Consider the following 25,165-nt stretch of genomic DNA (forward strand, 5'->3'; position numbering starts at 1 on the left):
GACCTCCCAGTACCAGTGAGCGGATTCGCCGCTCACTACACGCCCGGCACGGAGGCCGGGCCCCGCCAAGACGGGGAACGGACTGGGAACAGACCTCCGCATAGAGAAGGAATCACTGCCTGATGGCACGTCTCATGGGCGTCGATCTCCCGCGTGACAAGCGCATGGAGATCGCGCTGACCTATATCTACGGCATCGGCCGTACCCGCTCCCAGGAAATCCTGGAAGGCACCGGCATCAGCCGGGACCTGCGCACCAAGGACCTCACCGACGATCAGGTGAGCCAGCTGCGCGAATACATCGAAGGCAACCTCAAGGTCGAGGGTGACCTGCGCCGCGAGGTCCAGGCCGATATCCGTCGCAAGATCGAGATCGGTTGCTACCAGGGACTGCGCCACCGTCGTGGCCTGCCCGTGCGTGGACAGCGCACCAAGACCAACGCGCGCACCCGCAAGGGCCCGAAGCGCACCATCGCCGGCAAGAAGAAGGCCAGGTAACCCCGGATGGCACAGGCAAAGAAGGGCGGCACCGCCGCCAAGAAGGGTCAGAAGACCCGCCGCAGGGAAAAGAAGAACGTCCCGCACGGCGCTGCTCACATCAAGAGCACCTTCAACAACACCATCGTCTCGATCACCGATCCCCAGGGCAACGTCATCGCCTGGGCCTCGTCGGGTCACGTCGGCTTCAAGGGTTCGCGTAAGTCGACCCCGTTCGCCGCGCAGCTCGCCGCCGAGAACGCTGCCCGCAAGGCGCAGGAACACGGCGTCAAGAAGGTCGATGTTTTCGTGAAGGGCCCGGGTTCGGGCCGCGAGACCGCGATCCGCTCGCTTCAGGCCGCAGGCCTCGAAGTCGGCGCGATCTCCGACGTCACTCCGCAGCCGCACAATGGCTGCCGTCCGCCCAAGCGGCGCCGGGTCTAGGGAAGAGGATTTAGACAATGGCTCGTTATACCGGCCCCGCGACCCGCAAGTCGCGTCGCCTCGGCGTCGACCTCGTCGGCGGCGATCAGTCGTTCGAAAAGCGCCCCTACCCGCCCGGCCAGCACGGCCGCGCGCGGATCAAGGAGAGCGAATACCGCACCCAGCTGCAGGAGAAGCAGAAGGCTCGCTTCACCTACGGCGTCATGGAGAAGCAGTTCCGCCGCTACTACGAAGAGGCCAACCGCCTCTCGGGCAAGACCGGCGAGAACCTGCTGCGCATCCTGGAAAGCCGCCTGGACAACGTCGTGTACCGCGCCGGCCTGGCGCGTACCCGCCGGATGGCTCGCCAGCTGGTCAGCCACGGCCACTTCACCGTCAACGGTGTGAAGGTCGACATCCCCAGCTACCGCGTGTCGCAGTACGACATCATCGATGTCAAGGACAAGTCGATCAACACCCTGCCGTTCGAAGCTGCACGCCAGGCCGCGGGCGAGCGCCCGATCCCGGGTTGGCTGCAGGTCGTCGGCGAGCGTCAGCGCATCCTGGTTCACCAGCTGCCCGAGCGGGCACAGATCCAGGTGCCGCTCACCGAGCAGCTCATCGTCGAGTTCTACTCGAAGTAAACGGTTAGATGTCCCGGGCCGCCGCCCATTCTCAGGTGGCCTGGGACGCCCAGACGGCATCAAATAGCGGGTGCCGAGAAGGAGATAGAGAAACATGCTGATTTCACAGCGACCCACACTGTCCGAAGAGACGTTGGCCGACAACCGGTCCCGGTTCACCATCGAACCGCTGGAGCCCGGTTTCGGCTACACCCTCGGCAACTCGCTGCGGCGCACGCTGCTGTCGTCCATCCCGGGCGCGGCGGTCACCAGCATCCGCATCGATGGTGTGCTGCACGAGTTCACCACCGTCCCCGGTGTGAAGGAAGACGTCACCGACATCATCCTGAACCTCAAGGGTCTGGTCGTGTCCTCGGAAGAGGACGAGCCGGTCACCATGTACCTGCGCAAGCAGGGCCCGGGTGCGGTCACCGCCGGTGACATCGTGCCGCCGGCCGGTGTGACGGTGCACAACCCGGATCTGCACATCGCGGCCCTGAACGACAAGGGCAAGCTCAAGGTCGAGCTGGTCGTCGAGCGTGGCCGCGGCTACGTGCCCGCCGTGCAGAACAAGGCGTCGGGCGCCGAGATCGGCCGTATCCCGGTCGATTCCATCTACTCGCCCGTGCTCAAGGTGACCTACAAGGTGGAGGCCACCCGCGTCGAGCAGCGCACCGACTTCGACAAGCTGATCCTCGATGTCGAGACCAAGAACTCGATCACCCCGCGTGACGCGCTGGCGTCGGCCGGCAAGACCCTGGTCGAACTCTTCGGTCTGGCACGGGAACTCAACGTCGAGGCCGAGGGCATCGAGATCGGGCCGTCGCCGGCCGAGGCCGACCACATCGCCAGCTTCGCGCTGCCGATCGACGACCTCGACCTGACGGTGCGCTCGTACAACTGCCTCAAGCGCGAGGGCGTGCACACCGTCGGCGAGCTGGTGTCGCGCACCGAGTCCGATCTGCTCGACATCCGTAACTTCGGCCAGAAGTCCATCGACGAGGTCAAGATCAAGCTGCATCAGCTGGGTCTCTCGCTCAAGGACAGCCCGGCCACCTTCGATCCGTCCGAGGTTGCCGGCTACGACGTGGCCACCGGCACCTGGACCGGTGACGCAGGCTATGACCTGGACACCGACCAGGACTTCGCCGAAACCGAACAGCTCTAAACCCAGCAGAACCGTCCCGGTCCTACCTGATACGGGGATCGGCCACATTAGGAGATAGTCGCAATGCCCAAGCCCACCAAGGGTCCTCGCCTCGGCGGGTCGTCCTCGCACCAGGCCGCGCTGCTGGCCAACCTGGCCACCTCGCTCTTCGAGCACGGCCGCATCAAGACGACCGAGCCGAAAGCACGGGCGTTGCGTCCGTACGCGGAGAAGCTGATCACCCACGCCAAGAAGGGCACGCTGCACAACCGGCGTGAGGTGATGAAGAAGATCCGCGACAAGGATGTGGTGCACACCCTGTTCGCCGAGATCGGTCCCTTCTTCGCCGATCGCGAGGGTGGCTACACCCGGATCATCAAGGTGGAGGCACGCAAGGGCGACAACGCCCCGATGGCCGTCATCGAACTGGTCCGGGAGAAGACCGCGACCTCTGAGGCCAACCGCGCTCGCCGCGCGGACGCATCGCAGAAGGTCGCGGCTGCCGCCGCCCCGCAGGCCGCTGTCGAGCCCGAGGCCGCCGAAGGCCCGACGGCCGACGAGGCTGCCGAGGAGACCATCGAAGCTCCGGCCGAAGAGGCCGTCGCCGAGGAGGCCACCGAGGCTGAGTCCGAGGACAAGGCCGACGACGCCAAGTAGCAATGCCATGGACAAGCCCGCCATCGACTCCGATGGCGGGCTTGCTCATTTTCCCGACGCCACGGTAGCCCCGATTCGTCTACGGCTGGATGTCGCCTACGACGGCACCGACTTCGCGGGCTGGGCCACCCAGGAAGGGCAGCGCACCGTCGCCGGTGTCCTGGAGGGTGCCCTGTCGACGGTGTTCCGCACCCCGGTGATCCTGCGGGCGGCCGGGCGCACCGATGCCGGTGTGCACGCCAGCGGCCAGGTGGTGCATGTCGATGTGCCCGAAGATGCGCTGCGACACGCGTACCCGCGCGCCGCACGTCCGGCGGGCGAGCCCGAATTCCTGCCGCTGACAAGGCGTCTGGCGCGGTTCGTGCCCGAGGACGTCCGGGTGCTCGGCATCGTGCGCGCCCCGGAGGGTTTCGATGCGCGGTTTTCCGCACTGCGCAGGCATTACGAATACCGGCTCGCCACGGCGCCGTATGGCGCCACCCCACAGCAGGCCCGGTTCGTCACGCCGTGGCCACGCCCGCTCGACGTGACCGCCATGGCGGACGCGTCGCGCCACCTGGTCGGCCTGCACGACTTCGCCGCCTTCTGTAAGCACCGCGAGGGTGCCACCACGATCCGCGAGATGCAACGCCTGGACTGGACGCGCGACGGTGACCTGATCACCGCCCATGTCAGCGCCGACGCGTTCTGCTGGTCGATGGTGCGGTCATTGGTGGGTGCCCTGCTGGCCGTGGGGGAGGGCCGCCGGGAGCCGGCGTGGTGTGCGTCGCTGCTCGGTGCGTCCAAGCGCTCCAGCGATTTCGCCGCGGCTCCGGCCCGTGGGTTGACGCTGGTGGGGGTGGACTATCCGGCCGATGATCAGCTGGCGGCGCGCATCACCGTGACCCGCGATCTCCGCACCCTCTGAGGCGGCCTCAGAGCCGCTGCGCGACGAAATCGGCGGCCTGGTTCACCATGCCCGCCTTGATGTAGGCCGGCGCCAGGTGGTCGGCCCAATAGGACTCCCAGTTCTCCGGATCGGTCGGATTGCAGATCGGGTCGTCGCCGTGGCACAGCTCGATGGTGCGTTCCTGGTAGACCGGGCTGAAGTTCGAGAGCGGGCCCACCCAGGCGATCCCGTTGCCGAACAGCGCCACCGCGGCGACCTTCTGGTCGATGCCCGGTGGCAGCGGCTTGGTGAACCCGAAGGCAGCGAACGGGACGGCCAGCACCACATCGGTGACGGCCGCACCGAGGGAGTAGCCACCCAGGACGAGCCGGGTGTCCGGGCAGTTGGCCGACATGTACTGCGCCCGGGCGCTCATATCGTTGGCGCCGATGTCGATCTGGGTGTCCGCGGGGTATTTCACCGCATACAGTGCGACGTTCTTGCCCGTCTTGGAGCGCAGTGCGCTCACGAGGGCGTTGCCGATCGGACCGGCACCGGCGGATTCCATGCGCCCCCGCGCGAAGATCAGCTCGGCGTCGGGGCAGGACACCGCCCCGGCGGTCGGCAGCAGGGCGGGCGCAGTGAGCGCGGGTGCGGTCAGTGCGGCCAGCACGACGAGCACTGCAGACGCCAGCACGGTGACGCGGCGGACCGGACCTCTCGGCGTCAAGATCACCGCACCGAGTGTAGCGGCCGGAATTGACGTGTGCGTTGCGAAGTGAGCCGTCTACCGCACCCGGGCGGCGGCGAAGTCGGCGGCCTGGTCGATCAGCCCGGAACTGATGTAGCCGTCCTGCAGGTGGTCACCCCAGACCCGCTGCAGATCGTTGAGGTCGTTCGGCAGACCGCCCGAACAGACCGGGTCTTCGGCGTTGCAGACGTCGATCGTCCGGTCGAGGTACTGTCCGGCGATCTGGTGGCCGGGGAGCTGCTTGGAGAAGTTGCCGACCAGCACGACGGCGGCCACGTGGCTGTCCATCCCGGGCGGCAGCGGGCGGTTGAAGCCCATGCCCGGCTGGGTGGCCGACAGCGCCAGGACGGCCGATGCGGCGCCCAGCGAGTAGCCGCCCACGATCAGCCGGGTGTTCGGGCAGGCGCCCGCCATGTACTGGATGCGGTTGCTGATGTCGTTGGCGCCCTGCGGTATCTCGGTGTTGGCCCGGTAGTTCACCCCGTACACGCCGACCGGCTGGGGCAGCCGGGCATTCAGCGCGGCCACCAGCGCATTGCCGAGCCTGCCGACGCCGGGGGCCTCGTTGCGCCCACGCGCGAAGATCAGCTCCACGGGTGCGCACGGCTCGGCCGAGGCGCGGGGAACCTGCGCGGCCGGCCCGGCCGTCGTCGTGGCCACGAACCCGCCGGCGATGGCCGCTACCGCGGCGACGGTGGCGGCGAACTTACGCGCGCGGCGCTTTGCTGGGAGGGTTCGGAAGGACACCTGATGGAGTGTACCGGGGTGCGCTCAGAGCAGACCGGCGGCGAAGCTCGCGGCCTGGTCCGCAGGGCCACCGTCGTAGGCGCGGTGGGCGGCGACGTCCTCGCCGGGGCCGCAGACGGGGTCGCCGAAGTTGCACAGATCGATGGACCTGCCGCCCCAGACCGGGCTCACCGTCAGCGGCAGTCCCACCTTTGCCGACGGGTTGCCGAACACCGCGAGCGCGGCGACGTGCTCGGGGGTGTTCGGCGGCAACGGGGCGTTGAACCCGATGCCGGGCACCGGGACCGCGGCGATGACGTCGATGACGGCCGCACCCTGTGAGTAGCCGCCCAGCACCATTCGCGTGTTCGGGCAGTTGTTGATCATCCATTGGATGTGGCCGCTGGCGTCGTTGGCGCCTCCGGCGGCGGCCAGGAAGTCGAAGCTTGCCGGGTAGTTCACCGCGTAGGTGCCCACCGAGCGTCCGCCCACCTTGTTGCGCAGCGAGTTCACGAAGGCATTCCCGATCCGGCCGAGGCCCGGATCCTCATTGGTGCCGCGGGCGAACACGACTTCGATGTCGGGGCATCCCTCGGCCTGGGCCGGCGACGCCGGCGTCAGGATCAGCGCGCCTGCTGCGGTGGCAGCGGCGGCGAGGAATACGGAACAACGGCGAACAAGATCAATGGCCACGCCAAAGCATAACGCGGAGGCGGGCTAAACAAGTCCCGGATCAGACGCGACCGGCGATGAACCCGGCGGCCTGCGGGATGAATCCCGATGATTCGTAGTGGGTGTGTGCGAAGGGGTTGCGCCCGCGCGAGCAGATCGGATCACCGTCGGCGCACAGGTCGATACCGCGGCCGCTGAACGGCGGTGGGGCCACCGACACCGGGTTGCTGAACTTGGCGCCGGGGTTGCCGAAGACCGCCATCGCGGCGACATTTCCGGCCAGGTTGCCGGGCAATGGCGGCGCCGAACCGAATTCGCCGATCTTCTCGCCGACCGGCGGCAGTCCGACGAGCATCGACACGATGGCCGCGCCCTGCGAATACCCGCCGAGCACGACCTGCGTTCCCGGGCATTTCTGTGCCAGGTAGGAGATGCGCCCCGTCGCGTCATAGGCGCCGTCGGCGGCGGTGAAGAAGTCGTAGGTGGCGGGATAGTTGATCCCGTAGGTGCTCAGCGTGCGGCCACCGAGTTGCGGACGCAGCGAATCCGCGAGTGCCTGTCCGACGCGGCCGATGCCGGGGGGCTCGCTGGTACCGCGCGCGAAGATCAGTTCGACATCGGAGCAGGGCTCGGCGGACGCGACCGGTGCGGGACCGGCCAGGACGGCAATTGCGGATACCAGGGCGGATCCCAATGCGGCCGACCGGGCAGCCATCGTGCGCAGCTTCACGATCAACATCTTCACATTCAAAGGTTAGCTACGGCTAATCGGTTGCCCGGCCGACGGTTGCACGGGCGGGACGTCGGGCCAATTGGCCTGTGCCACCTGTTCGGTGCGGTCGCCCTGACGGGCCAGTGCCAGGCCGAGCAGGACCACCGCGCCGCCGATGGTCTGGGTGACGGTGATCGCCTCACCGAGCAGCGCCCAGGCGGCGAGCACCGCGAACAACACCTCCGAGAGGCCCACCAGGGAGGCGAACCGCGGTCGCAGCCGGGCCACACCCATGATGCCCAGCGTGTAGGCGATGGCGGTCGGGATGACGGCGAGCGCGATGACGGGGACGAACCAGGGCAGGGTCAGGCCGGCCACCGCGGCGTTCTCGGTGCTGAAGCGCATCGGCATCACACCGGAGACGCCGAGTGCGGCGACGGCGACGGCGCCGACGATCAGACCCGCCGCGGCCAGCGTGATGGGACTCAGCCCCGTGCCGTCGGAACTGGCCTTCTCCGACATCATGAAGTAGCAGGCCGCGCAGACCGCGGCGGCGAGTCCCCACAGCACTCCGGTCGAGTTGATGTGCGCGCCCGAGAACACGTCGAGCACCAGCGTGATGCCGGTGATCGCGATGGCGACGCCGGCCAGGGTGAGGTTGCCCGGCCTGCGCCGGGTCCGTGCCCACAGCCAGCCCACCACCAGGATCGGGGCGGTGTATTCGAGCAGCAGTGCCACGCCCACCGACAGATGGGAGACGGCGTTGTAGTAGCAGAACTGGGCGCCCGCGACGGGGACCACGCCGTACGCGATGATCGTGCGGTGATGCTCCAGTGCCTCACGGACCCACCCCGGCCTGGCGAGACTGGCGAACACGGCCATGGCCAGCGCCCCGCCCGCCAGTCGTGCGGTCACCGCGGCGGTCGGGGTCCAGCCCGCCTCCATGAGCGATTTCGCCAGCGGACCGGAGAGGCCGAAGGCGAAGGCGGACGTGATGGCGAACATCAGGCCGAGCCGGAACCGGTGCGTGGACCGCGCGTCGGTCATCGTCATGAGGCGCTCCAAGGTGTAATGAGTAAAATGAATGTTGCTCATGACAATATCGGTGACGGGAGTCATGCGTCAAATGATTTTCACTCATGACACGGAGCTCACACTGCGGGCCGCGTGCGTGCTGATCAACAGCGACCGCGGTTCATCGGACGGCAACGTCGACACGATCGGCGATATCGCCGGACTGGACGACTACCTGGCCGAGTTCGGCTGGACCGGGCGCCGGGACCGGGACGCCGCCGAACTGGCCGACGTGCACCGGTTGCGGGAGCGCATCGGCCGGCTCTGGGCGGCCGCCGACGACGAGGAACGCGCGGTCGGTCAGGTGAACGCGCTGCTCTCCGATACCAAGGCCTCGCCCTGGCTGACCCGGCACGCCGAGATGCCGGAATGGCATCTGCATCTGGCCTCGATCCACGACCCGCTGGCGCGCAGGATGGGCGCCGAGATGGCGATGGCGCTGGCCGACCTCATCCGCGGCGGTGAACTGCGCCGGCTCAAGACGTGCGCCGCCCCGGATTGTGACGCCGTGCTCTTTGATGTGTCCCGAAACCGCTCGAAGATCTTCTGCGACACCGGAAACTGCGGCAACCGGCAACACGTGGCGGCCTACCGGCAACGGCGCGGCAAGGAGTAGCAGCGCGCCGGAAAGTGGTGCGGACAGCCGTGCGGCAGGCCGGTTAGGGTCGAAGCCGGGGGGCACATGGTTCGGCGTTCGGTGACACGGCTTCAGGTCAGCGGTTACCGCTTCCTGACGCGCAGAATGGAATACGCGTTGGCGTACCGGGATATCCGGATGCTCGACGACCCGATCCGCAGCCAATCGATGGCGCTGGCCGCCGGCATGGTGCTGGCCGCGATCGTGGTGGCGGTCTGTGCGGTGCTGGCGCTGCTGCGGCCGCACGGAAGTCTGGGAACCGATCCCGTCGTCATGGTGCGGGAGTCCGGTGCGATGTACGTACGAGTCGGTGACGTCATGCACCCGGTGCCCAACCTGGCGTCCGCTCGGCTGATCGCCGGAACCCCGGCGGCGCCTCGGCTGGTGAGCGCGGCCATGATCGCAGCCGCCGAACGCGGTCCGCTGATGGGCATCCCGGGCGCGCCGGGCGATCTCGCGCCGGCACTCGCGGACGAACAGCAGGCCTGGACGGTGTGCGATGACAGCGACGACTCGAGCACGACGATGATCATCGGCCCACCCGCGCCGTATCCGATCGCTCCGCCGGTCCTGGTCACCGCGGCGCAGGAACGCGCGCGGGGCACCTTCGTGTTGTACGCCGGGCGGCGCGCCGCAGTGGACCTGCGTGACCGGGCAGCGATACGGGCGCTGCGTCTCGACGATATTGTCCCGCTGAGGGTTTCGGCCGCACTACTGGATCCCCTCCCGGAGGCGGCGCCGATCGCGGCGCCCCGGGTGCCCGGTGCCGGAGGTCCCGGACCTGCCGGGCTCGCCGATTTCCGGGTCGGGGAGGTGCTGCGCGTGCCGCGGGCCGGTGACGCCGCCGACCACTATGTGGTGCTTGCCGGTGGAGTGCAGCGGGTGGGGCGGGTGGCGGCCGACCTGATCCGCTTCACGGACTCACACGGTGCCGGCGAAATACCCGACGTACCGGCCGACCGGATCACCGCGGTGCCGGTGCTGGACACCTTGGCGGTCACCGATCTGGCCGATCCGGTGCTCGCCGGTGCGGAGCGCGGTGGTGTGCTGTGCACACGTTGGCAGTGGCGGCGGTCCGCACCGACAGTGGACACCGCCGTGTTGGCGCCGGGCACCCGGCCGGAGCCCGAACACGCGCTCGAGCTGGTCCAGGCCGATGGCGCCGGACCCGGGATCGACGCCGTCGCGGTGCCGGCCGGCCACAGTATCTACACCCGGGCGGCGGGTGTCACCGGGGAAGGCCTGTCGACCGGCCCGCGGTACCTGGTCACCGGGTCTGGCGTGGCCTTCGGTGTCGGTGACGCCGAAGCGGCCGAAGCCCTCGGGCTGCCGCCGGCACCGGGAGCCGCGCCGTGGCCGCTGCTCGCGCTGTTACCGCGCGGACCCGAACTCGGTGTCGCCCGTGCCACCGTCGTGCGGGACAGCATCAGCGCCCCGTCGTGACCTCAGCGCCACCGATGCCACCGCAAGCACCGCGCACACCGCGGCACCGAACAGGGCGAACCGTCGCGGCCCGGCCTCGCTGACCACGGCGGGCGGCCGCGCGAGGGGGCGCGCCGCGCTCGGCGGTACCGGACCGGCGATACCGTGCATCGCTGCCAGCACATCCACCACGCCGTGGCCCACCAACGGATTCCACCCCGATGCGGGACGCCGCGCCGTGCTCTCGATGCGGTGCATCACCTGCCGGGCGGTCAGGTTCGGGGCCACCGCGCGGAGCAGCGCGGCAACTCCCGATACCACCGGGGCCGCATAGCTGGTTCCCGAAATCGGCTGTGGTTCAGCGTATCCCGGCATGGTGTCCACCAGACCCTCCCCGGTCGGGTTCAGCGATATCACGGCCTCGGCGGGGGCGGCGACGTCCACCCACGGACCAGCCAAGGTGAAGTCCGACGGTGCCCCGTCGGCATCCACCGACCCGACCGTCAGGACATGGTCGTCATACCAACTGGGGCTGGCCACCACCTCGACGCGATCCCAGTCCGGCCCGCCGGCGGCAGCGGGCAGTGGGTTCTGTTTCGGGCACGTGCCCTGTCCGCCCACATTGCCGGCCGCGGCAACGACCACCACGTTGCGGGTGTCCACCGCGTACGCCAGGGCCGCACCCAACGCGCGGTCATCGAGCGCGTCGGCGACCGCGAGGCAGGCCACCGACGAGATGTTGATGACCGTCGCACCCTGGTCGGCGGCGGCCCGCACCGCCGCCGCGAGCGATTCGACATCGCCGACACCGTCCCCGCCGCCGGCGTGCCCGGAGGCGCGGAATTTGATGCTGGACTGCCGGATTGCCAGAATGGCGGCATCCGGGGCGATACCGCTGAACCCGCCGGCCGGGTCGGGAGCCGCACCGATGATCCCGGCGACGATGGTGCCGTGGCCGTCACAGTCTGCGGTGCCGTCACCGTCGGCGACATAATCCCCACCCGGCACCAGATGCGGTAGCAGCCGGTGCCGCGCCACGCCGGTGTCGATGACCGCCACCAGCTGCCCGGCGCCGCGGGTGCGAACCCACGCGGTGCGCAGTTCGGGCCTGTCCCGTTGCGGGCCGGCCACCACCGCCGGTGCGGTGGCGCAGGTCGCGAATTGTTCTGTGGGATAACGCGAAGCGGCCGGTCCGGCAGGCGGCAACAACCGATCCTCGATCGGTGGCGGACCGACGGCGGCGGCAGGGATCGCACCGAGGACCGGCGCGACCGTCAGCAGCACGGTCGCGATCATCGGCGCAGTCCGGCCGGTCATCCGACACTCATCGATCGCACCAACTCGTACACATCGGCGACCCAACATGCCAGCGGCACCACCCCGGCAAGCAGGATGTATTCGGCCACATCGCCGCCGCGTGCCCATGACGACGCGCGCGTGCCCCGGCCTGCCCGGCACCAGCCCGCGAGCGCCACGGTCAGCACCACGGCCGGGCCTGCGTACCGCGGTGCCGATACCGTCGCCAGCGCGACCGCTGTCGCGGCGCAGATGAGGCCGCACCACCCCAGGGCGGTGCGGCACCGCGGGTCGGCGTAGCACCGGGTCCGCAGCAGCAGCAGGGCCGCCAGCACCGCGGCCAGCGCGAATCCGGGCAGCCACGAGGCGGCGCGCAGGCAGCCGGTGGCGATCGCGCCGGCGGCCAGCGCGGCCGTCGCGGCGCCTCCGGTGACCAGCCCGGCGAAGACTGCGCGGCCACCGACCGCGGCCGCGGCGGACACCGGTGCGGCGCCGATACCGTCGCCGGGAAAGGGAGGACGAAGACCGTTGAGCGCCAGCGCAATCCGGCCGGCCGCGCTGAGTAATCCCAGGGCCAGCGTGCCGAGCACGGCACCCGATGCCGCCAAGTCCACGGGCACCACGAGCGAGAACGCTGCCACCGCCGCCACGGCCGCGGACGCGGTGGCCGCAGCGGTGAGCAACCAGACATCGACGCGCGCGGCGCGCAGCAACCACAGCGTCGCGACACAGCCGGCGGCCGCGCCGAGTGTCACCCCCGGCGCGCCGCCGCCAGCGGGTACCGCCAGAAACCCTGCTACGCAGACGAAACCAATCGACAGACCGTGCAGGGTCGAGCGCATGGCGTCCCATCGCCAGGCGGCGATCAGGCACACCGCGGCGCTGATCGAGGCGGTCCCCGCGGCCGCCATCGGCGCGCCACCGTGGATGCCCGAGTAACCGAGCACGATCACCGCGGCCAGACCGGCGCACGTCCAGAACCCGGCGCAGACCGCGGGGCCGGATTCGGGACCCGGCTCGCCCCCTGCCACGGTGCGGAAGGCATCTTCGGGTAGCGGGCCGGGTGCCGGGGCGCCGACGACAGAGAGCACCATGACGTCGCCGTCGGATACTCCGCTCTCGTGCAGGGTCATCGACTCATCACAGTGACCACCGCACAGACGGTCCAGTCGCCAACCCTGCGGCGCGGCATCCGACGCCTCGTCGCCGGCGACGAGGCCGACGATATCGGGCAGCAGCAGGCCCAGTTCGGCATGCCGTGGCAGCACGAGGTCGACCACGTGCGGCCGCCGGGCATCCTGAATCGACACCCGGCACAACGGATCATCCATCGCCCATCCCCCCGAACACTCCCCGATGTCACGGTAGCCGGGCGCCGAGCATCCACCGCGCATCAAAATTCGGGGGAACCGGCGGGGCGCGCGCTGCGTCGAAACAGGAATGGAGTTCCTGAGGGAGAAGCGTCTGCCCGCTCCGCCCGTGCCGGACACGGAGGTGCCGCTGCGGCGACCACCGGAGGTACCCGCCGCGGAGCCCGCGAGTCCGTTGGCGCGCCTGTTGCCGGTGCTGATGCTCGTCGCGGTCGGCGGCATGGTGGTGCTGTACCTGAACGCATCGAGCGGGCCGGGTGGGGCGGCTCCGCGCAACCCGATGTACCTGATCTTCCCGGTCATGATGGTGCTTTCGGTGCTCGGCACACTGGCGCACACCGCGCGCGGGCGGACAGCCGAATTGAACGCCGGTCGGCGGGACTACCTGCGTTACCTGGACACTGTGGCGGCGGTGACCCGCGAAACCGCACGCCGACAGCATGTTTCGGCGCATTGGAGACATCCCGACCCCACGGTGCTGTGGACGCTGGCCGGCGGCCGGCGAATGTGGGAGCGCAGGCCCGCTGACCCGGACTTCTGCCGGATCCGGGTCGGTCTGGGCGCCGGACCGCTGGTGACGCCGCTGATCGCCGGCCCGGCCGACCCGGTTGCCGAACCGGACCCGGTGACCACGGCCGCGCTGGAGGAACTCCTCGCCGGCCGATCCGTGGTGCCGGACCTGCCCGTCACGCTCGACGTCACCGGACACATCGGTTTCGACGGTGAGCCGGCCGCAGCGCGAGCCCTGGTGCGTGCCATCGTCTGCCAACTTGCGGTATTGCACAGCCCGGAGGATGTTTGCGTGACGGGACCCGTTGGTCCGCAGTGGGACTGGCTGAAATGGCTGCCACACCATCGGGTGCGCGCGGGCGCGGGCGGGCCTACCCGCGCCGTGGCGATCCTGGACGAGGGCATGCCGACCCAGACCGGCCCCGATGTCACGGTGCTCGATCTCAACGGAGGCGGTGACACCGTCATCGAACTCGCCGGCCTCGACCACGTGGACGGTCTGTCGCCCGCTCAGGCGGAAATGTGTGCGCGCCGGCTGGCCCGGTGGCGCACCGGACCGGATGCCCGAGCGGCCCGGACGACATGGACGAATCTGATCGGCGTCGCTGCCGCGGCGGATCTCGATCCGGCCGTGCTGTGGCGTCCCCGTGCAAATCCGGACCGGCTGCGGGTGCCCATCGGTATCGGTGACGGCGTGGATACTCGGGGCGAACCGGTGCTCCTGGACATCAAGGAGGCCGCCGAGGGTGGGATGGGCCCGCACGGGCTGTGCGTCGGGGCCACCGGATCGGGAAAGTCCGAGTTCCTGCGCACCCTGATCCTCGGTTTGGTGGCTGCGCATTCGCCCGACGATCTCAATCTCGCCCTCATCGATTTCAAGGGCGGCGCGACGTTTCTCGGCTTCGAGAAGCTCGTCCACGTGTCGGCGGTCATCACCAATCTGGACGACGAGGCATACCTGGTCAGCAGGATGCACGATGCGCTCTCCGGTGAGATGAATCGCCGGCAGCAGGTGCTGCGATCGGCAGGCAATCTCGCCAACATCGCCGAGTATCGCAGGGCGCGGTCGTCCCGCTCCGATCTGCCCGCGCTACCCGCCCTGTTCATCGTCATCGACGAGTTCTCCGAGTTGCTCAGCCAGCGCCCCGAGCTCGCCGAGCTGTTCGTGGCGATCGGTCGGCTGGGTAGGTCACTGGGGATGCACCTGTTGCTGGCCAGCCAGCGCCTCGATGAGGGCAGACTGCGCGGCCTGGAGACCCACCTGTCCTACCGAGTGTGCCTGAAGACGTTCTCGGCCGGCGAATCCCGGGCGGTTCTCGGAGTGCCCGACGCCTACGAGCTGCCGGCCGCGCCGGGTGCGGCCTATCTGAAGACCACCGACGGCCGGTTGGTGCGGTTGCGGACGGCGTATGTGTCCGGCCGGGATGATTCCCGGGCCGCACCAAACCTGCGTCCACGCCGGTTCACCGCAGCGTCCGATGACGCTGCCGGCCAGGCTGCGGTGCCCCTCGACGCCGGCGCAACGGTGCTGGAGACCGCGCTGCACCGGCTGGCCGGCCGGGGCAGTCCGGCGCACACGCTGTGGCTGCCCGCGCTGCCCGCGTGTCCGACTGTGGAAGAACTGCTCACCCGGCACCACGGCATCCGCCTGACCGCGCCGATCGGTCTGGTGGACAACGCCTTCGCGCAGCGTCGCGACCTGCTCACCGCAGATCTGAACGGGGCCGGAGGGCACGTCGCGGTGGTGGGTGCGACGCGATCCGGTAAGTCCACCTCGTTGTGCACGCTGCTGCTGGCGCTGGCTGCCACGCACAGCCCCGCCGATGTCCAGTTCTACTGCCTGGACTTCGGTGGCGGCACATTGGCTGCGCTACAGCACCTTCCGCACACCGGCGTCATCGCAGGGCCTGGCGACGGCGAGTTGGTGCGGCGGACCGTGGCACAGCTGCAGGCGCTGATCCGACGCCGGGCGGACGCCGGTCGTGCCGCGGCCCCCGATGGTTACGGCGAGGTGTTCCTGGTGGTGGACGGGTGGGGTGCACTCCGAGAGAGCGACGACGCCCTGGTGGAGGCCATCACCGCCATGGCCGCCCAGGGTCTCGCCCACGGAATCCACGTCGTCGTCACGGCCTCCCGCTGGGCAGAGCTGCGGCCCGCGCTCAAGGACCAACTCGGCACCCGGATCGAATTGCGCCTGGGTGAGCCCGCGGAATCCGAGATGGACCGCAAGGCTGCCCGCCATCTCATCGACAGTCCGCCGGGTACCGGACTCACCCGAGAGGGCCGGGTCTGCGTCATCGCGCAGTCTCGACCGGACACCATCGAGGCCATCGCGCAGGAGCTGCGCATGCGTTACGCCGGCCGCTCGGCGGTCCCGGTCCGGCTGTTGCCCGCCCTGGTGGAGCGCCAATCGGTGCCCGCCCGCAACGCGGGTCCGACGAACGTCACCATCGGCATCGGAGAATCCGAATTGAGACCCATGGCCGTCGATTTCGCCGAGACCGCTCATCTGATCGTGCTGGGCGACAGCGGTTGCGGTAAGACCGCGGCGCTGCGGACGGTGTGCACCCAACTGACCCGTACCTGCACGCCGCTACAGGTGCAGATCCATCTCGTCGATGTGCGCAGGACACAGCTCGGTGTGGTGGACACCGGGTACCTGGCCGGTTACCTGATGTCCACCGGGATGCTGCAGACACACCTCGCCGGGCTGACCGATGAGCTGCGTGGGCGGCTGCCCGGCGCCTCGGCCACCCCGCAGCAACTGCGCGACCGGTCGTGGTGGTCGGGTCCGGAAATGTATGTGATCGTCGACGACTACGAGTTGATCTCGGGCGCCGGAACGGACCCACTGGCACCGCTGCTGGAGTTCCTCCCGCACGCCCGTGACATCGGACTGCACGTGGTCATCGCGCGCCGCGCCGGCGGTGCGGCGCGGGCGATGTTCAACCCGGTGCCCGCGACCATGCGTGAGCTCGGCTGCGCCGGGCTGCTGATGAGCGCGGGCGCGGACGAGGGCGCCCTGCTCGGCCTCGCGCGGCCCACACCGCTGCCCCCGGGGCGGGCCCTGCTCACTCGCAGGGGGCACGCCGACGAGCGGGTGCAGATCGCGTGGACCCCCGAACCGTGAGCGCCACGGTACTGGTCATCGGACCGGGCACGGTCAGCGGTCCGAACCCGGTGCCGACTGAAATCATCTCTGCGGCAATCGATGCCATCGACGACGAGCATGTGCTCGTCGGTGAACGGCCGGTCGCCCTCGACGAGCTGTGGGCGCGGGTCATCGCCGCGGCAGCCGGAGAACCGGCCGACGGACTGCTGCTCGTGTGTCCCGGCTGGTGGAGCGAGGCCCGGGTGAATCGCATCCGGCGCGCCGCGGGTGAGCACTGCGAGGAGCCGGTCATCCTGCGCCGGCACGACACGCTGCGATCACCGGCCGCGAGTGTCGTCGAGATCGCACCGGAGTTCGTGATCTGCCGTGGCCCGGCCCTGCCCATCGCGGTGACACCACGCCTGGGTGCGACGGCCCGGGTCGCCGAAACCGTCGCGCACGGCGTCCTAGGAGCAGGACCGGTGGTGATCGACGCGCCGGTGGGCGTGGCCGGCGCGGCGGAAATCGCGGCCGCCCTCGCCGAGATGCTGCACGGCCACGATGTGCAGATCGTCGACGACGCCGCGGTGGTCGCCGTGTTCGGGGAACGCCCACTGTGCGGGCCGGAGCCGCGCCGGCGCATGTCGGGGTGGGCGGTGTCGGTGGGCCTGCTGCTGGCCGTCGGGATGCTGGTCGGTCTGCCCCGGACGGGCGAGCCCGCCGAGCGGCCCATGACGCTGCTCACCGAGGGCCGCGTCACGGTGAAGATCCCTGCCGGATGGGTGGTCCGCCGGATCACCGACGGCGCGGGTTCGCGACGCGTACAAGCATTTTCGCCGACCGAGGAAGCCGCCGCCATCCTGCTCACGCAATCGGTGGCCGTGCCGGATACGGCTCGCACCGCCGAGGTCCTGGAGGCTGCGCTGGCACTGCAGCCGCCGGGGGTGTTCACCGGATTGCGCGCCGACGACCACCAGGGTGGGCGTGCCGTGCTCAGCTATGTCGAGACGCGCACGGACCGGAAGATCGCCTGGGCGGTCTTTCTCGACGGACACGTGCGGATCGCGATCGGATGCCAACAGCCATCCTCCGGGGCCGAGATCCGGCAGTACTGCGATGAGGCCATCCGGTCGGCACACGCGACACCGTGAAATGAATTCGAAGCACACGGAACCGAATCGGGCGCCGCTGCGTCCTATTCACAACAGCATTTCCGCAAGGGAAGTCATTCACCGGGGGAGGACCACCATGCCCGCACTCAACACCGACCTGGAGCTGATGCACTCGGTCTCCGGTCAGATCGATGCCCGCAATCAGGAGATCCGGGCGATGCTCGGCACCTTCATCGGACGCATGTGCAGTGTGCCGGCGTCGGTGTGGGGTGGCGCGGCGGCTGTCCGCTTCCGGGAGGTCGTGGACCGTTGGAATGCCGAGTCGATGGCGCTGCACCACGCGTTGGAGCGCATCGCGGAGACCATTCTGCTCAACGAACGCACGCTGCGCGAGGCCGCCGACGGCCACTCGCACCGTATCGGCGCCGTCAGCAATCAGCTGTAGAGACACACGAGCTGCGGACACCAGGAGACAGGCACATGGACATGATGTTGACGTACAACTTCGACGAGATCGAGTACACGGTGCGCCAGGAGATCCACAGCACCTCGGCCCGGTTCAATGCGGCGCTGGAGGAGTTGCGGGCACAGATCGCGCCGCTGCAGCAGACCTGGACCGCCGAGGCCGCCGAGGCCTACCGCACCGAACAGCTGCGCTGGAACCAGTCGGCTGCCGCCCTCAACGACATCCTGTTCCGGCTGGGCAACGCGGTACGCGACGGGGCCGACGATGTCTCGGCGACCGACCGCCGCGCCGCCAGCGCCTGGGGTCGCTGACCGGCGTCGGGCACCCATGACGCTGTGCGGTCCCGCTTCGGGGGGAGAGACCGGCGGGACCGCACAGTCAAGGCGTAGCGCCCCCAGGAGGTCGAATTCGATTCAGACTGTCAACCGTCAACTATCCTGGTGTGATGCGCTGGTGTCGGCTCTTCGGCTGTGCGCGGGGAGTGTGAGCTTGGTGGCGATCTGAGGACAACCGGCGGCCGCGTGCCGCCGGCGCAGGTGCGCGCCGTCCATGACCTCTTCGTCGCCGGTGAGGTCGACGCGTCCTATCTCGATTCGGTGCCGCTGCGCAGGGTCGTCGCCGAGAGTTGGCAGCGCAGTCTGGCCACCGGCGTCGACCCCGACAGCATGGGCCGCACGGCGGAGGCCGTGAACGCGCTCGACGAACTGCGCAAGACCCATCCGCTGGCGCCGACGCTGCCGCTCATCCGTCGCCTGCTCGTCGAAGACGCCGTGGATGCGGGCGTCGTCGTCGCCATCACCGCCGCCGACGGCACCCTGCTCTGGGTCGAGGGCGACCGGCTGGCCATCCGCAAGGCCGAGGCGATGAACTTCGTACCCGGCACCGACTGGAGCGAGAACATCGCGGGGACGAACGCGCCCGGCACCGCCCTCGCTCTGGACCGGGAGGTGCAGATCCGCGGATCCGAGCATTACTCCCGCATCGTGCATCCCTGGAACTGCACCGCGGTACCCGTGCACGACCCGAGCACCGGGGCGCTGCTGGGCGCCATCGACCTCACCGGCGGACCCCGTGTCGCCGCGCCGGAGACCCTGGCGCTGGTGCGGGCCACCGCCGTCGCGGTGGAGAATCAGCTCGCGCTGCTGCGCCTGACCACCCCCGCGCCCAGCCGCCCGGAGCCTGTGGCGAGCGCCGCTCCCCGGCTGTCCGTGCTCGGTGCCGACCGGCCGAAATGGCAGGCCGGCTCCGGTTCCGCCACGCTGACCGGCAGGCATGCCGACATCCTGGTGCTGCTGATCCGTCACCCGGAGGGACTGAGCGCCGACCATCTGGCGATGCTGCTCGATGACAAGGACCTCGACGTGGTGACCATCCGCGCCGAGATGTCCCGATTGCGCCGGGTGATCGGGAACAGCTACATCGCGTCGCGGCCGTACCGGTTGCTCGGTCCGGTGACCAGCGATATGGGCGACGTGCTCGATGCATTGGCGGCCGGTGACGTCTCGGCCGCGCTCACGGCGTACTCCGGTGCGCTGCTCCCGCAGTCGGTGTCCCCGGCGATCGGGCGGCTGCGTACCGAACTGATGACCAGTCTGCGCGGTGCGGTCCTGGCCGGCGCGGATCTCGGCCTGCTGCGGCGCTGGCTGGAACTGCCCGACGGCCGCGATGACCGGCGCGGGTGGACGCTGCTGCACGACCACGCCGAAACCGATCCGGTCGCTCGTGCCGGGGCCCGCGGTCACCTGGCCGGCCTCGATTCCGAACTCGGCTGATCGCAAAAGCTGAGCAGTACCCGCCTTTGTGCCACTGACCTGCGTCGACGGTGCCGTCGTAAGCGAGTTGTCAGCCGCCCCGCGGCAGCCGACGATCGATACATGGACATCGATCGCTATGCCGCGTTCCTGCCCGCCGACCGTCGAGGCCGCATCGCCGCGCCACGGCAGACCTGGATGGACTGGCGCGGGCGCCGGGTGCACATCGCGCGCGGCGGTGACCCGAACACGGCGAAAGCCCGCGGGATCCTGGTGCACGGCGGCGGCGGGTACTCCGGGGCCCTGTGGCCACTGGCCGGTCTGGTCGCCGGCAACCGGGACGGCATCGGCGTGGAGATCCTGGCGCCGGATATGCCGCTGTACGGGTACACGGACGAACCCGACCCGGGCCGGGTGCGCTACGCCGATTGGATCGACCTGCTGTGCGACATCATCGCCGCCGAACGGGCCCGCGACGACCGGCCGATCATCCTGTTCGGCGCGAGCATGGGCGGGATGATGGCCTACGAGGCGGCGCATCGCACCGGTGCCGCCGATGCGGTGCTGGCGACCTGCCTGCTCGATCTGACCGATCCGGCCGCGCTGGCGGCGGTATCCCGGATCAAGATCGCGGGTGCGCTCACGGGGCCGATCCTGCGGGCCGCCGGGTCGGTGCTCGGCTCGGTGCGCGTGCCCATCCGCCTGCTCGCTGACATGTCGGCGATGAGCCGAGATCCGGGCCTGTCGAGGCTGTGCGCTTCCGACCCGCGCGGTGGCGGGGTCAGTGTGCCGCTGGGTTTCCTGTCGAGCTGGCTGAACTACGAACACACCCCGCCGGAGCGCTATCGCGGCGCACCGGTCACCCTCGTGGCGCCCGCGGCCGACACCTGGACGCCCCCGGAACTCAGCGTGCGGTTTCTCGAGCGGATCGCCGGCCCGACGCGCGTGGAACTGCTGGAGAACTGCGGGCACTATCCGATCGAGGAGCCGGGCCTGACCCGGCTGGAGGCCGTCGGCGGGCAGGTGCTGCAGGCCGTGGTGACGTAAGTGCGCGTTGCAACCGTGATGCAACCCCTGCGCGCCTAAGTTGAGTGACGACCGACACACCTCGGTGTCACAACGCAGGAGAAGCCATGACTGTTTATGCACGTCCGGGCGCCGACGGCGCCCTGATGTCGTTCGACGCGCGATATGACAACTTCATCGGCGGGCAGTGGGTCGCACCGACCGCCGGTCGCTACTTCGAGAACCCCACCCCGATCACCGGGCAGGTGTTCTGTGAGATCGCCCGATCCGACGAGTCCGATATCGAGCTGGCGCTGGACGCCGCGCACGCCGCCGCACCGGCCTGGGGCAAGACCTCGGCCGCCGAGCGTGCGCTGATCCTGAACAAGATCGCCGACCGCATCGAGGAGAACCTCGAGTCCATTGCGCTCGCCGAGTCCTGGGACAACGGCAAGCCGATCCGCGAAACGCTGAACGCCGACATCCCGCTGGCCGTCGACCACTTCCGGTACTTCGCCGGATGCATTCGTGCGCAGGAGGGTTCGCTCTCGGAGGTCGACGAGGACACCGTCGCCTACCACTTCCACGAGCCGCTCGGGGTCGTCGGTCAGATCATCCCGTGGAACTTCCCGATCCTGATGGCGGTGTGGAAGCTGGCACCGGCGCTGGCCGCGGGCAATGCGGTGGTGCTCAAACCGGCCGAGCAGACCCCGGCCTCGATCCTGTACCTGGTGTCGCTGATCGGCGACCTGCTGCCCGCGGGCGTGCTCAACGTGGTCAACGGCTTCGGCGTCGAGGCCGGCAAGCCGCTGGCCTCCAGCAACCGGATCGCCAAGATCGCCTTCACCGGTGAGACCACCACCGGCCGGCTGATCATGCAGTACGCCTCGCAGAACCTGATCCCGGTGACCCTGGAACTCGGTGGCAAGAGCCCGAACATCTTCTTCAACGATGTGCTGGCCGCCAACGACGCCTACCAGGACAAGGCGCTCGAGGGCTTCACCATGTTCGCCCTCAACCAGGGCGAGGTGTGCACCTGCCCGTCGCGCAGCCTGGTGCAGGCCGATATCTACGACGAGTTCCTGGCGATGGCCGCGATCCGCACCAAGGCCGTCCGCCAGGGCGACCCGCTGGACACCGAGACGATGATCGGCGCGCAGGCCTCCAACGATCAGTTGGAGAAGATCCTGTCCTACATCGAGATCGGCAAGAACGAGGGCGCCCAGGTGGTCACCGGCGGTGAGCGTGCAGAGCTCGGCGGCGATCTGAACGGCGGCTTCTACGTCGCACCGACGATCTTCACCGGCCACAACAAGATGCGGGTGTTCCAGGAGGAGATCTTCGGTCCGGTGGTCGCGGTGACCTCGTTCTCCGACTACGACGAGGCCATCAGCATCGCCAACGACACCCTGTACGGCCTGGGTGCCGGGGTGTGGTCGCGCAACGGCAACACCGCCTACCGCGCCGGGCGTGACATCAAGGCCGGCCGGGTGTGGACGAACTGCTACCACCAGTATCCGGCGCACGCCGCGTTCGGTGGGTACAAGCAGTCCGGGATCGGACGCGAGAACCACAAGATGATGCTGGATCACTACCAGCAGACCAAGAACCTGCTCGTCAGCTACAGCGACAACGCGCAGGGATTCTTCTGATGAGCGCGTGCGCCAAGAGCGGGCGACTCTGATGGACTCCCCGGCAGCCCGGGTGTTGATCACCCGGGCTGCTGCAGGGCTGGTGGTACATCTTCAGAACCGGAACGGCGCGTTGATGTTTCGCCAGTCCGGCGGCTTCGGTGTGAGCGCCACGCTCATGTGTCACCCCGTCGGCGAATTCTCGATCGAGGACAGCGATGTCCTGCTCGGCATGCTCGACGTCGTGTCGGATCGCCAGCCATACGGCGTTCCGGTGTGGGTCTCTGGCCCACAGGTGCCGGTGTGGGAGCACAGTCAATTGGTGATCGATGTGGAACCCGGCCGCGGTACCGGTTTCAGCCTCGAGGAATCAGAAGGTTTGCGTTTCGTATCGCTGGCCCGGGTGGTCCCGGCGCATGCCACATCGATGCGGTCCGCCCAGCTACCGTAGAACCCACCCGCTACCACCCTTTCGACGTCAGGAGCAGCGTTGCCCGATTTCGTCGCAGCCATCGACCAGGGCACCACCAGCACCCGAGCCATGATCTTCGATCATGCCGGTGCCGAAGTGGGCCGTCACCAGCTCGAACACGAACAGATCATGCCGCAGCCCGGCTGGGTGGAGCACAACCCGGTGGAGATCTGGGAACGCACCGCCTCGGTGCTGACCTCCGTGCTGAACAACACCAACCTGCAGCCCGAAGACCTTGCCGCGCTGGGAATCACCAATCAGCGTGAGACCACCCTGGTGTGGAACCGCAAGACCGGGCGTCCGTACTACAACGCAATCGTCTGGCAGGACACCCGCACCGACCGGATCGCCACGGCGCTGGACCGGGACGGGCGCGGTGATGTGATCCGGCGCAAGGCCGGCCTGCCGCCCGCCACCTACTTCTCCGGCGGAAAGATCCAGTGGATCCTGGAGAACGTCGCCGGGGTGCGCGAAGCCGCGGAGAGCGGTGACGCGATCTTCGGCAACAGCGACAGCTGGGTGGTGTGGAATCTGACCGGCGGGACACGCGGCGGGGTGCACGTCACCGATGTCACCAATGCCAGCCGCACCATGCTGATGAATCTGGAAACCCTGGACTGGGACGATGAGTTGTTGTCGTTCTTCGGAATTCCGCGCCAGATGCTGCCGGAGATCCGGCCGTCGTCCTCACCGGAGCCTTACGGGGTGACGCTGAGCGCCGGCCCCATGGGCGGCGAGGTCCCGGTGACGGGGATTCTGGGTGATCAGCAGGCCGCGATGGTGGGCCAGGTGTGTCTGAAGGCGGGCGAAGCCAAGAACACTTACGGCACAGGTAATTTCCTGCTGCTGAACACCGGTGAGAAGATCGTCCGGTCCACCAACGGCCTGTTGACGACGGTGTGTTACCAGTTCGGGGACGCGAAACCGGTGTATGCGCTGGAGGGTTCCATCGCGGTGACGGGCTCGGCGGTGCAGTGGTTGCGAGATCAGCTGGGCATCATCAGTGGTGCCGCGCAGAGCGAGTCGCTGGCCAAGCAGGTCGAGGACAACGGCGGGGTCTACTTCGTGCCCGCATTCTCCGGGCTGTTCGCGCCGTACTGGCGTTCGGATGCCCGTGGCGCGATCGTCGGGTTGAGCCGTTTCAACACCAATGCCCACGTGGCGCGGGCGACGCTGGAGGCGATCTGCTACCAGAGCCGTGACGTGGTGGACGCGATGGAGGCCGATTCCGGTGTGCACCTTGAGGTTCTGAAGGTCGACGGCGGTATCACGGCGAACAGCCTGTGTATGCAGATCCAGGCCGATGTGATCGGCGTGGACGTGGTGAAGCCGGTCGTCGCCGAGACCACGGCGCTGGGTGCGGCGTATGCGGCCGGGCTGGCCGTCGGCTTCTGGGCGAACCCGGACGACCTGCGTGCCAACTGGCAGGAAGGTCAGCGCTGGAGCCCGCAATGGTCGGAGGAACAGCGCAGCTCCGGTTATGCCGGCTGGCAGAAGGCCGTCCAGCGCACGCTGGACTGGGTGGACGTTTCCTGACACGTGCCGATCGGTGTCATCTGCGCGATACCCCAAGAGCTGACGCATCTTCTCGATCAGCTCGACGTCGAGCGCCGGGTCCAGATCGCCGGCACCGAGTTCGCCTGCGGGCTGATCGACGATGTACCGGTGGTGCTTGTCGGAGCAGGTATGGGAAAGGTGAACGCCGCGCTGGTCACCTCGTTGTTGGTGGACCGCTTCGGCTGCTCGTCGGTGTTGTTCTCCGGCGTCGCGGGCGGCTTGGATCCGGGACTGGCGATCGGTGACATCGTGATCGCCGACCGGGTGGTGCAGATCGACGCGGGCACGATCGCCGGTGAGAGGCTGTCGGTGTATCAGGCCGGCCATGTCGAGTCGATCAATCCCACCGCAGAACTCGGGTACTCGGTGGACCCGGTGTTGATGGAGCGCGTGCGGTTGACCTTCTCCGGATTCGCATTACCGGGGGCCGCACGGCTGGTGTACGGGTTGGTGCTCACCGGGGACCAGTACCTGCACTGCGAGGTGACCAGGCAGCGTCTCTACCGCGAACACGGCGGTCGTGCCATCGAGATGGAAGGTGGTGCGGTCGCGCAGGTGTGCGAGCGTTTCTCGGTGCCGTGGTTGATCGTGCGGGCGCTGTCCGATCTGGCCGGAAGCGACGCACTGCAGGACTTCGCCGCCTTCGCCGAGCAGGTCGCCGGATCGTCGGCCGCGGTGGTGCGCCGGTTGTTGCCCCAGCTGCATCGATGAAAGCC

The 25,165-nt window shown here is 68.9% G+C and carries 25 protein-coding genes; 18 read left to right on the top strand and 7 right to left on the bottom strand.

What is annotated here, in order from left to right:
* Positions 1 to 122: 122 nt before the first annotated feature.
* The 6 genes from rpsM (at position 123) to truA (ending at position 4,233) form a co-directional block, all read left to right on the top strand.
* Positions 123 to 497: a 30S ribosomal protein S13 gene (gene rpsM / locus C6A86_RS05285; protein WP_057167085.1), complete on the top strand. Its 375-nt coding sequence runs from the start codon at positions 123 to 125 to the stop codon at positions 495 to 497.
* A gap of 6 nt (positions 498 to 503) precedes the next feature.
* Positions 504 to 920, top strand: coding sequence for a 30S ribosomal protein S11 (rpsK, locus tag C6A86_RS05290; RefSeq protein ID WP_019512358.1), 417 nt, complete (start codon positions 504 to 506; stop codon positions 918 to 920).
* A gap of 17 nt (positions 921 to 937) precedes the next feature.
* Positions 938 to 1,543: a 30S ribosomal protein S4 gene (gene rpsD, locus C6A86_RS05295; RefSeq protein ID WP_057167086.1), complete on the top strand. Its 606-nt coding sequence runs from the start codon at positions 938 to 940 to the stop codon at positions 1,541 to 1,543.
* A gap of 94 nt (positions 1,544 to 1,637) precedes the next feature.
* Positions 1,638 to 2,690, top strand: a complete 1,053-nt coding sequence (locus C6A86_RS05300) for a DNA-directed RNA polymerase subunit alpha (protein WP_311101045.1) — start codon at positions 1,638 to 1,640, stop codon at positions 2,688 to 2,690.
* A gap of 63 nt (positions 2,691 to 2,753) precedes the next feature.
* Positions 2,754 to 3,326 carry a 50S ribosomal protein L17 gene (gene rplQ, locus C6A86_RS05305; protein ID WP_105364787.1) on the top strand — a complete coding sequence of 191 codons (573 nt, stop codon included), beginning with the start codon at positions 2,754 to 2,756 and terminating at the stop codon, positions 3,324 to 3,326.
* A 7-nt stretch (positions 3,327 to 3,333) separates the two neighbouring features.
* A complete protein-coding gene (gene truA / locus C6A86_RS05310) occupies positions 3,334 to 4,233 on the top strand; it encodes a tRNA pseudouridine(38-40) synthase TruA (RefSeq protein WP_105364786.1) in 900 nt (299 codons plus the stop codon).
* Between the two features lie 7 nt (positions 4,234 to 4,240).
* On the opposite strand, the gene C6A86_RS05315 is transcribed toward truA, so the two are convergent.
* The 5 genes from C6A86_RS05315 to C6A86_RS05335 are packed head-to-tail and all read right to left on the bottom strand — an operon-like array spanning position 4,241 to position 8,108.
* On the bottom strand, positions 4,241 to 4,930 hold the full coding sequence (locus C6A86_RS05315) for a cutinase family protein (protein ID WP_105364785.1): 690 nt from the start codon (positions 4,928 to 4,930) through the stop codon (positions 4,241 to 4,243).
* Positions 4,931 to 4,981: 51 nt separating this feature from the next.
* Positions 4,982 to 5,692 carry a cutinase family protein gene (locus C6A86_RS05320; RefSeq protein WP_105364784.1) on the bottom strand — a complete coding sequence of 237 codons (711 nt, stop codon included), beginning with the start codon at positions 5,690 to 5,692 and terminating at the stop codon, positions 4,982 to 4,984.
* A 24-nt stretch (positions 5,693 to 5,716) separates the two neighbouring features.
* Positions 5,717 to 6,364 carry a cutinase family protein gene (locus C6A86_RS05325; RefSeq protein ID WP_105364783.1) on the bottom strand — a complete coding sequence of 216 codons (648 nt, stop codon included), beginning with the start codon at positions 6,362 to 6,364 and terminating at the stop codon, positions 5,717 to 5,719.
* A gap of 40 nt (positions 6,365 to 6,404) precedes the next feature.
* Positions 6,405 to 7,082, bottom strand: coding sequence for a cutinase family protein (locus C6A86_RS05330; protein WP_105364795.1), 678 nt, complete (start codon positions 7,080 to 7,082; stop codon positions 6,405 to 6,407).
* A 15-nt stretch (positions 7,083 to 7,097) separates the two neighbouring features.
* Complete coding sequence (locus C6A86_RS05335; protein ID WP_105364794.1) at positions 7,098 to 8,108, bottom strand: DMT family transporter; 1,011 nt, start codon at positions 8,106 to 8,108, stop codon at positions 7,098 to 7,100.
* Positions 8,109 to 8,181: 73 nt separating this feature from the next.
* Here C6A86_RS05335 and C6A86_RS05340 point away from each other — a divergent pair, with 73 nt between their 5' ends.
* Together C6A86_RS05340 and eccB are read left to right on the top strand one after the other, a co-directional pair.
* On the top strand, positions 8,182 to 8,745 hold the full coding sequence (locus tag C6A86_RS05340; RefSeq protein ID WP_105364782.1) for an ABATE domain-containing protein: 564 nt from the start codon (positions 8,182 to 8,184) through the stop codon (positions 8,743 to 8,745).
* An 81-nt stretch (positions 8,746 to 8,826) separates the two neighbouring features.
* Positions 8,827 to 10,209 carry a type VII secretion protein EccB gene (gene eccB / locus C6A86_RS05345; protein WP_233213126.1) on the top strand — a complete coding sequence of 461 codons (1,383 nt, stop codon included), beginning with the start codon at positions 8,827 to 8,829 and terminating at the stop codon, positions 10,207 to 10,209.
* Here the strand turns inward: eccB and mycP are convergent.
* Together mycP and eccD are read right to left on the bottom strand one after the other, a co-directional pair.
* The gene (gene mycP, locus C6A86_RS05350) at positions 10,138 to 11,505 is read right to left on the bottom strand and encodes a type VII secretion-associated serine protease mycosin (RefSeq protein WP_105364780.1); all 1,368 of its coding nucleotides are present in this window, start codon (positions 11,503 to 11,505) and stop codon (positions 10,138 to 10,140) included. The genes eccB and mycP overlap by 72 nt on opposite strands.
* A complete protein-coding gene (eccD, locus tag C6A86_RS05355) occupies positions 11,502 to 12,815 on the bottom strand; it encodes a type VII secretion integral membrane protein EccD (RefSeq protein WP_158263299.1) in 1,314 nt (437 codons plus the stop codon). Before eccD ends, mycP begins: the two co-directional genes overlap by 4 nt.
* Positions 12,816 to 12,924: 109 nt before the next feature.
* Here eccD and eccCa point away from each other — a divergent pair, with 109 nt between their 5' ends.
* From eccCa to C6A86_RS05405, 10 genes are all read left to right on the top strand, one after another.
* Positions 12,925 to 16,494, top strand: coding sequence for a type VII secretion protein EccCa (gene eccCa / locus C6A86_RS05360; RefSeq protein WP_105364778.1), 3,570 nt, complete (start codon positions 12,925 to 12,927; stop codon positions 16,492 to 16,494).
* Entirely contained in the window at positions 16,491 to 17,606 is a 1,116-nt protein-coding gene (locus tag C6A86_RS05365; protein WP_105364777.1) for a type VII secretion-associated protein, read from the top strand. Before eccCa ends, C6A86_RS05365 begins: the two co-directional genes overlap by 4 nt.
* Before the next feature lie 97 nt (positions 17,607 to 17,703).
* Complete coding sequence (locus C6A86_RS05370; RefSeq protein WP_105364776.1) at positions 17,704 to 18,012, top strand: WXG100 family type VII secretion target; 309 nt, start codon at positions 17,704 to 17,706, stop codon at positions 18,010 to 18,012.
* A 35-nt stretch (positions 18,013 to 18,047) separates the two neighbouring features.
* On the top strand, positions 18,048 to 18,344 hold the full coding sequence (locus C6A86_RS05375) for a WXG100 family type VII secretion target (protein WP_105364775.1): 297 nt from the start codon (positions 18,048 to 18,050) through the stop codon (positions 18,342 to 18,344).
* Positions 18,345 to 18,554: 210 nt separating this feature from the next.
* On the top strand, positions 18,555 to 19,805 hold the full coding sequence (locus C6A86_RS05380; protein ID WP_311101047.1) for a GAF domain-containing protein: 1,251 nt from the start codon (positions 18,555 to 18,557) through the stop codon (positions 19,803 to 19,805).
* A gap of 102 nt (positions 19,806 to 19,907) precedes the next feature.
* Positions 19,908 to 20,831, top strand: a complete 924-nt coding sequence (locus tag C6A86_RS05385) for an alpha/beta hydrolase (RefSeq protein WP_105364774.1) — start codon at positions 19,908 to 19,910, stop codon at positions 20,829 to 20,831.
* Positions 20,832 to 20,917: 86 nt separating this feature from the next.
* Positions 20,918 to 22,441, top strand: a complete 1,524-nt coding sequence (gene adh / locus C6A86_RS05390) for an aldehyde dehydrogenase (RefSeq protein ID WP_105364773.1) — start codon at positions 20,918 to 20,920, stop codon at positions 22,439 to 22,441.
* Positions 22,442 to 22,472: 31 nt separating this feature from the next.
* Positions 22,473 to 22,871, top strand: a complete 399-nt coding sequence (locus C6A86_RS05395) for a DUF779 domain-containing protein (protein WP_105364772.1) — start codon at positions 22,473 to 22,475, stop codon at positions 22,869 to 22,871.
* Between the two features lie 90 nt (positions 22,872 to 22,961).
* Complete coding sequence (gene glpK, locus C6A86_RS05400) at positions 22,962 to 24,428, top strand: glycerol kinase GlpK (RefSeq protein ID WP_233213128.1); 1,467 nt, start codon at positions 22,962 to 22,964, stop codon at positions 24,426 to 24,428.
* Between the two features lie 3 nt (positions 24,429 to 24,431).
* Positions 24,432 to 25,160, top strand: a complete 729-nt coding sequence (locus C6A86_RS05405) for a 5'-methylthioadenosine/adenosylhomocysteine nucleosidase (RefSeq protein ID WP_105364770.1) — start codon at positions 24,432 to 24,434, stop codon at positions 25,158 to 25,160.
* The last annotated feature ends 5 nt before the right edge of the window (positions 25,161 to 25,165 follow it).

It is taken from the genome of Mycobacterium sp. ITM-2016-00316 (genome assembly GCF_002968335.2).
Taxonomy (GTDB): Bacteria; Actinomycetota; Actinomycetes; order Mycobacteriales; family Mycobacteriaceae; genus Mycobacterium.

Bases quoted from the DNA above. Each gene is read 5' to 3' on its own strand.
- C6A86_RS05370 (WP_105364776.1), top strand. From the start codon at position 17,704: ATGCCCGCACTCAACACCGACCTGGAGCTGATGCACTCGGTCTCCGGT.
- C6A86_RS05375 (WP_105364775.1), top strand. From the start codon at position 18,048: ATGGACATGATGTTGACGTACAACTTCGACGAGATCGAGTACACGGTG.
- rplQ (WP_105364787.1), top strand. From the start codon at position 2,754: ATGCCCAAGCCCACCAAGGGTCCTCGCCTCGGCGGGTCGTCCTCGCAC.
- rpsM (WP_057167085.1), top strand. From the start codon at position 123: ATGGCACGTCTCATGGGCGTCGATCTCCCGCGTGACAAGCGCATGGAG.
- glpK (WP_233213128.1), top strand. From the start codon at position 22,962: ATGATCTTCGATCATGCCGGTGCCGAAGTGGGCCGTCACCAGCTCGAA.
- C6A86_RS05335 (WP_105364794.1), bottom strand. From the start codon at position 8,108: ATGACGATGACCGACGCGCGGTCCACGCACCGGTTCCGGCTCGGCCTG.
- truA (WP_105364786.1), top strand. From the start codon at position 3,334: ATGGACAAGCCCGCCATCGACTCCGATGGCGGGCTTGCTCATTTTCCC.
- C6A86_RS05330 (WP_105364795.1), bottom strand. From the start codon at position 7,082: ATGTTGATCGTGAAGCTGCGCACGATGGCTGCCCGGTCGGCCGCATTG.
- C6A86_RS05340 (WP_105364782.1), top strand. From the start codon at position 8,182: ATGATTTTCACTCATGACACGGAGCTCACACTGCGGGCCGCGTGCGTG.
- mycP (WP_105364780.1), bottom strand. From the start codon at position 11,505: ATGACCGGCCGGACTGCGCCGATGATCGCGACCGTGCTGCTGACGGTC.
- rpsK (WP_019512358.1), top strand. From the start codon at position 504: ATGGCACAGGCAAAGAAGGGCGGCACCGCCGCCAAGAAGGGTCAGAAG.
- eccD (WP_158263299.1), bottom strand. From the start codon at position 12,815: ATGGATGATCCGTTGTGCCGGGTGTCGATTCAGGATGCCCGGCGGCCG.
- adh (WP_105364773.1), top strand. From the start codon at position 20,918: ATGACTGTTTATGCACGTCCGGGCGCCGACGGCGCCCTGATGTCGTTC.
- C6A86_RS05385 (WP_105364774.1), top strand. From the start codon at position 19,908: ATGGACATCGATCGCTATGCCGCGTTCCTGCCCGCCGACCGTCGAGGC.
- rpsD (WP_057167086.1), top strand. From the start codon at position 938: ATGGCTCGTTATACCGGCCCCGCGACCCGCAAGTCGCGTCGCCTCGGC.
- C6A86_RS05395 (WP_105364772.1), top strand. From the start codon at position 22,473: ATGGACTCCCCGGCAGCCCGGGTGTTGATCACCCGGGCTGCTGCAGGG.
- C6A86_RS05300 (WP_311101045.1), top strand. From the start codon at position 1,638: ATGCTGATTTCACAGCGACCCACACTGTCCGAAGAGACGTTGGCCGAC.
- eccCa (WP_105364778.1), top strand. From the start codon at position 12,925: ATGGAGTTCCTGAGGGAGAAGCGTCTGCCCGCTCCGCCCGTGCCGGAC.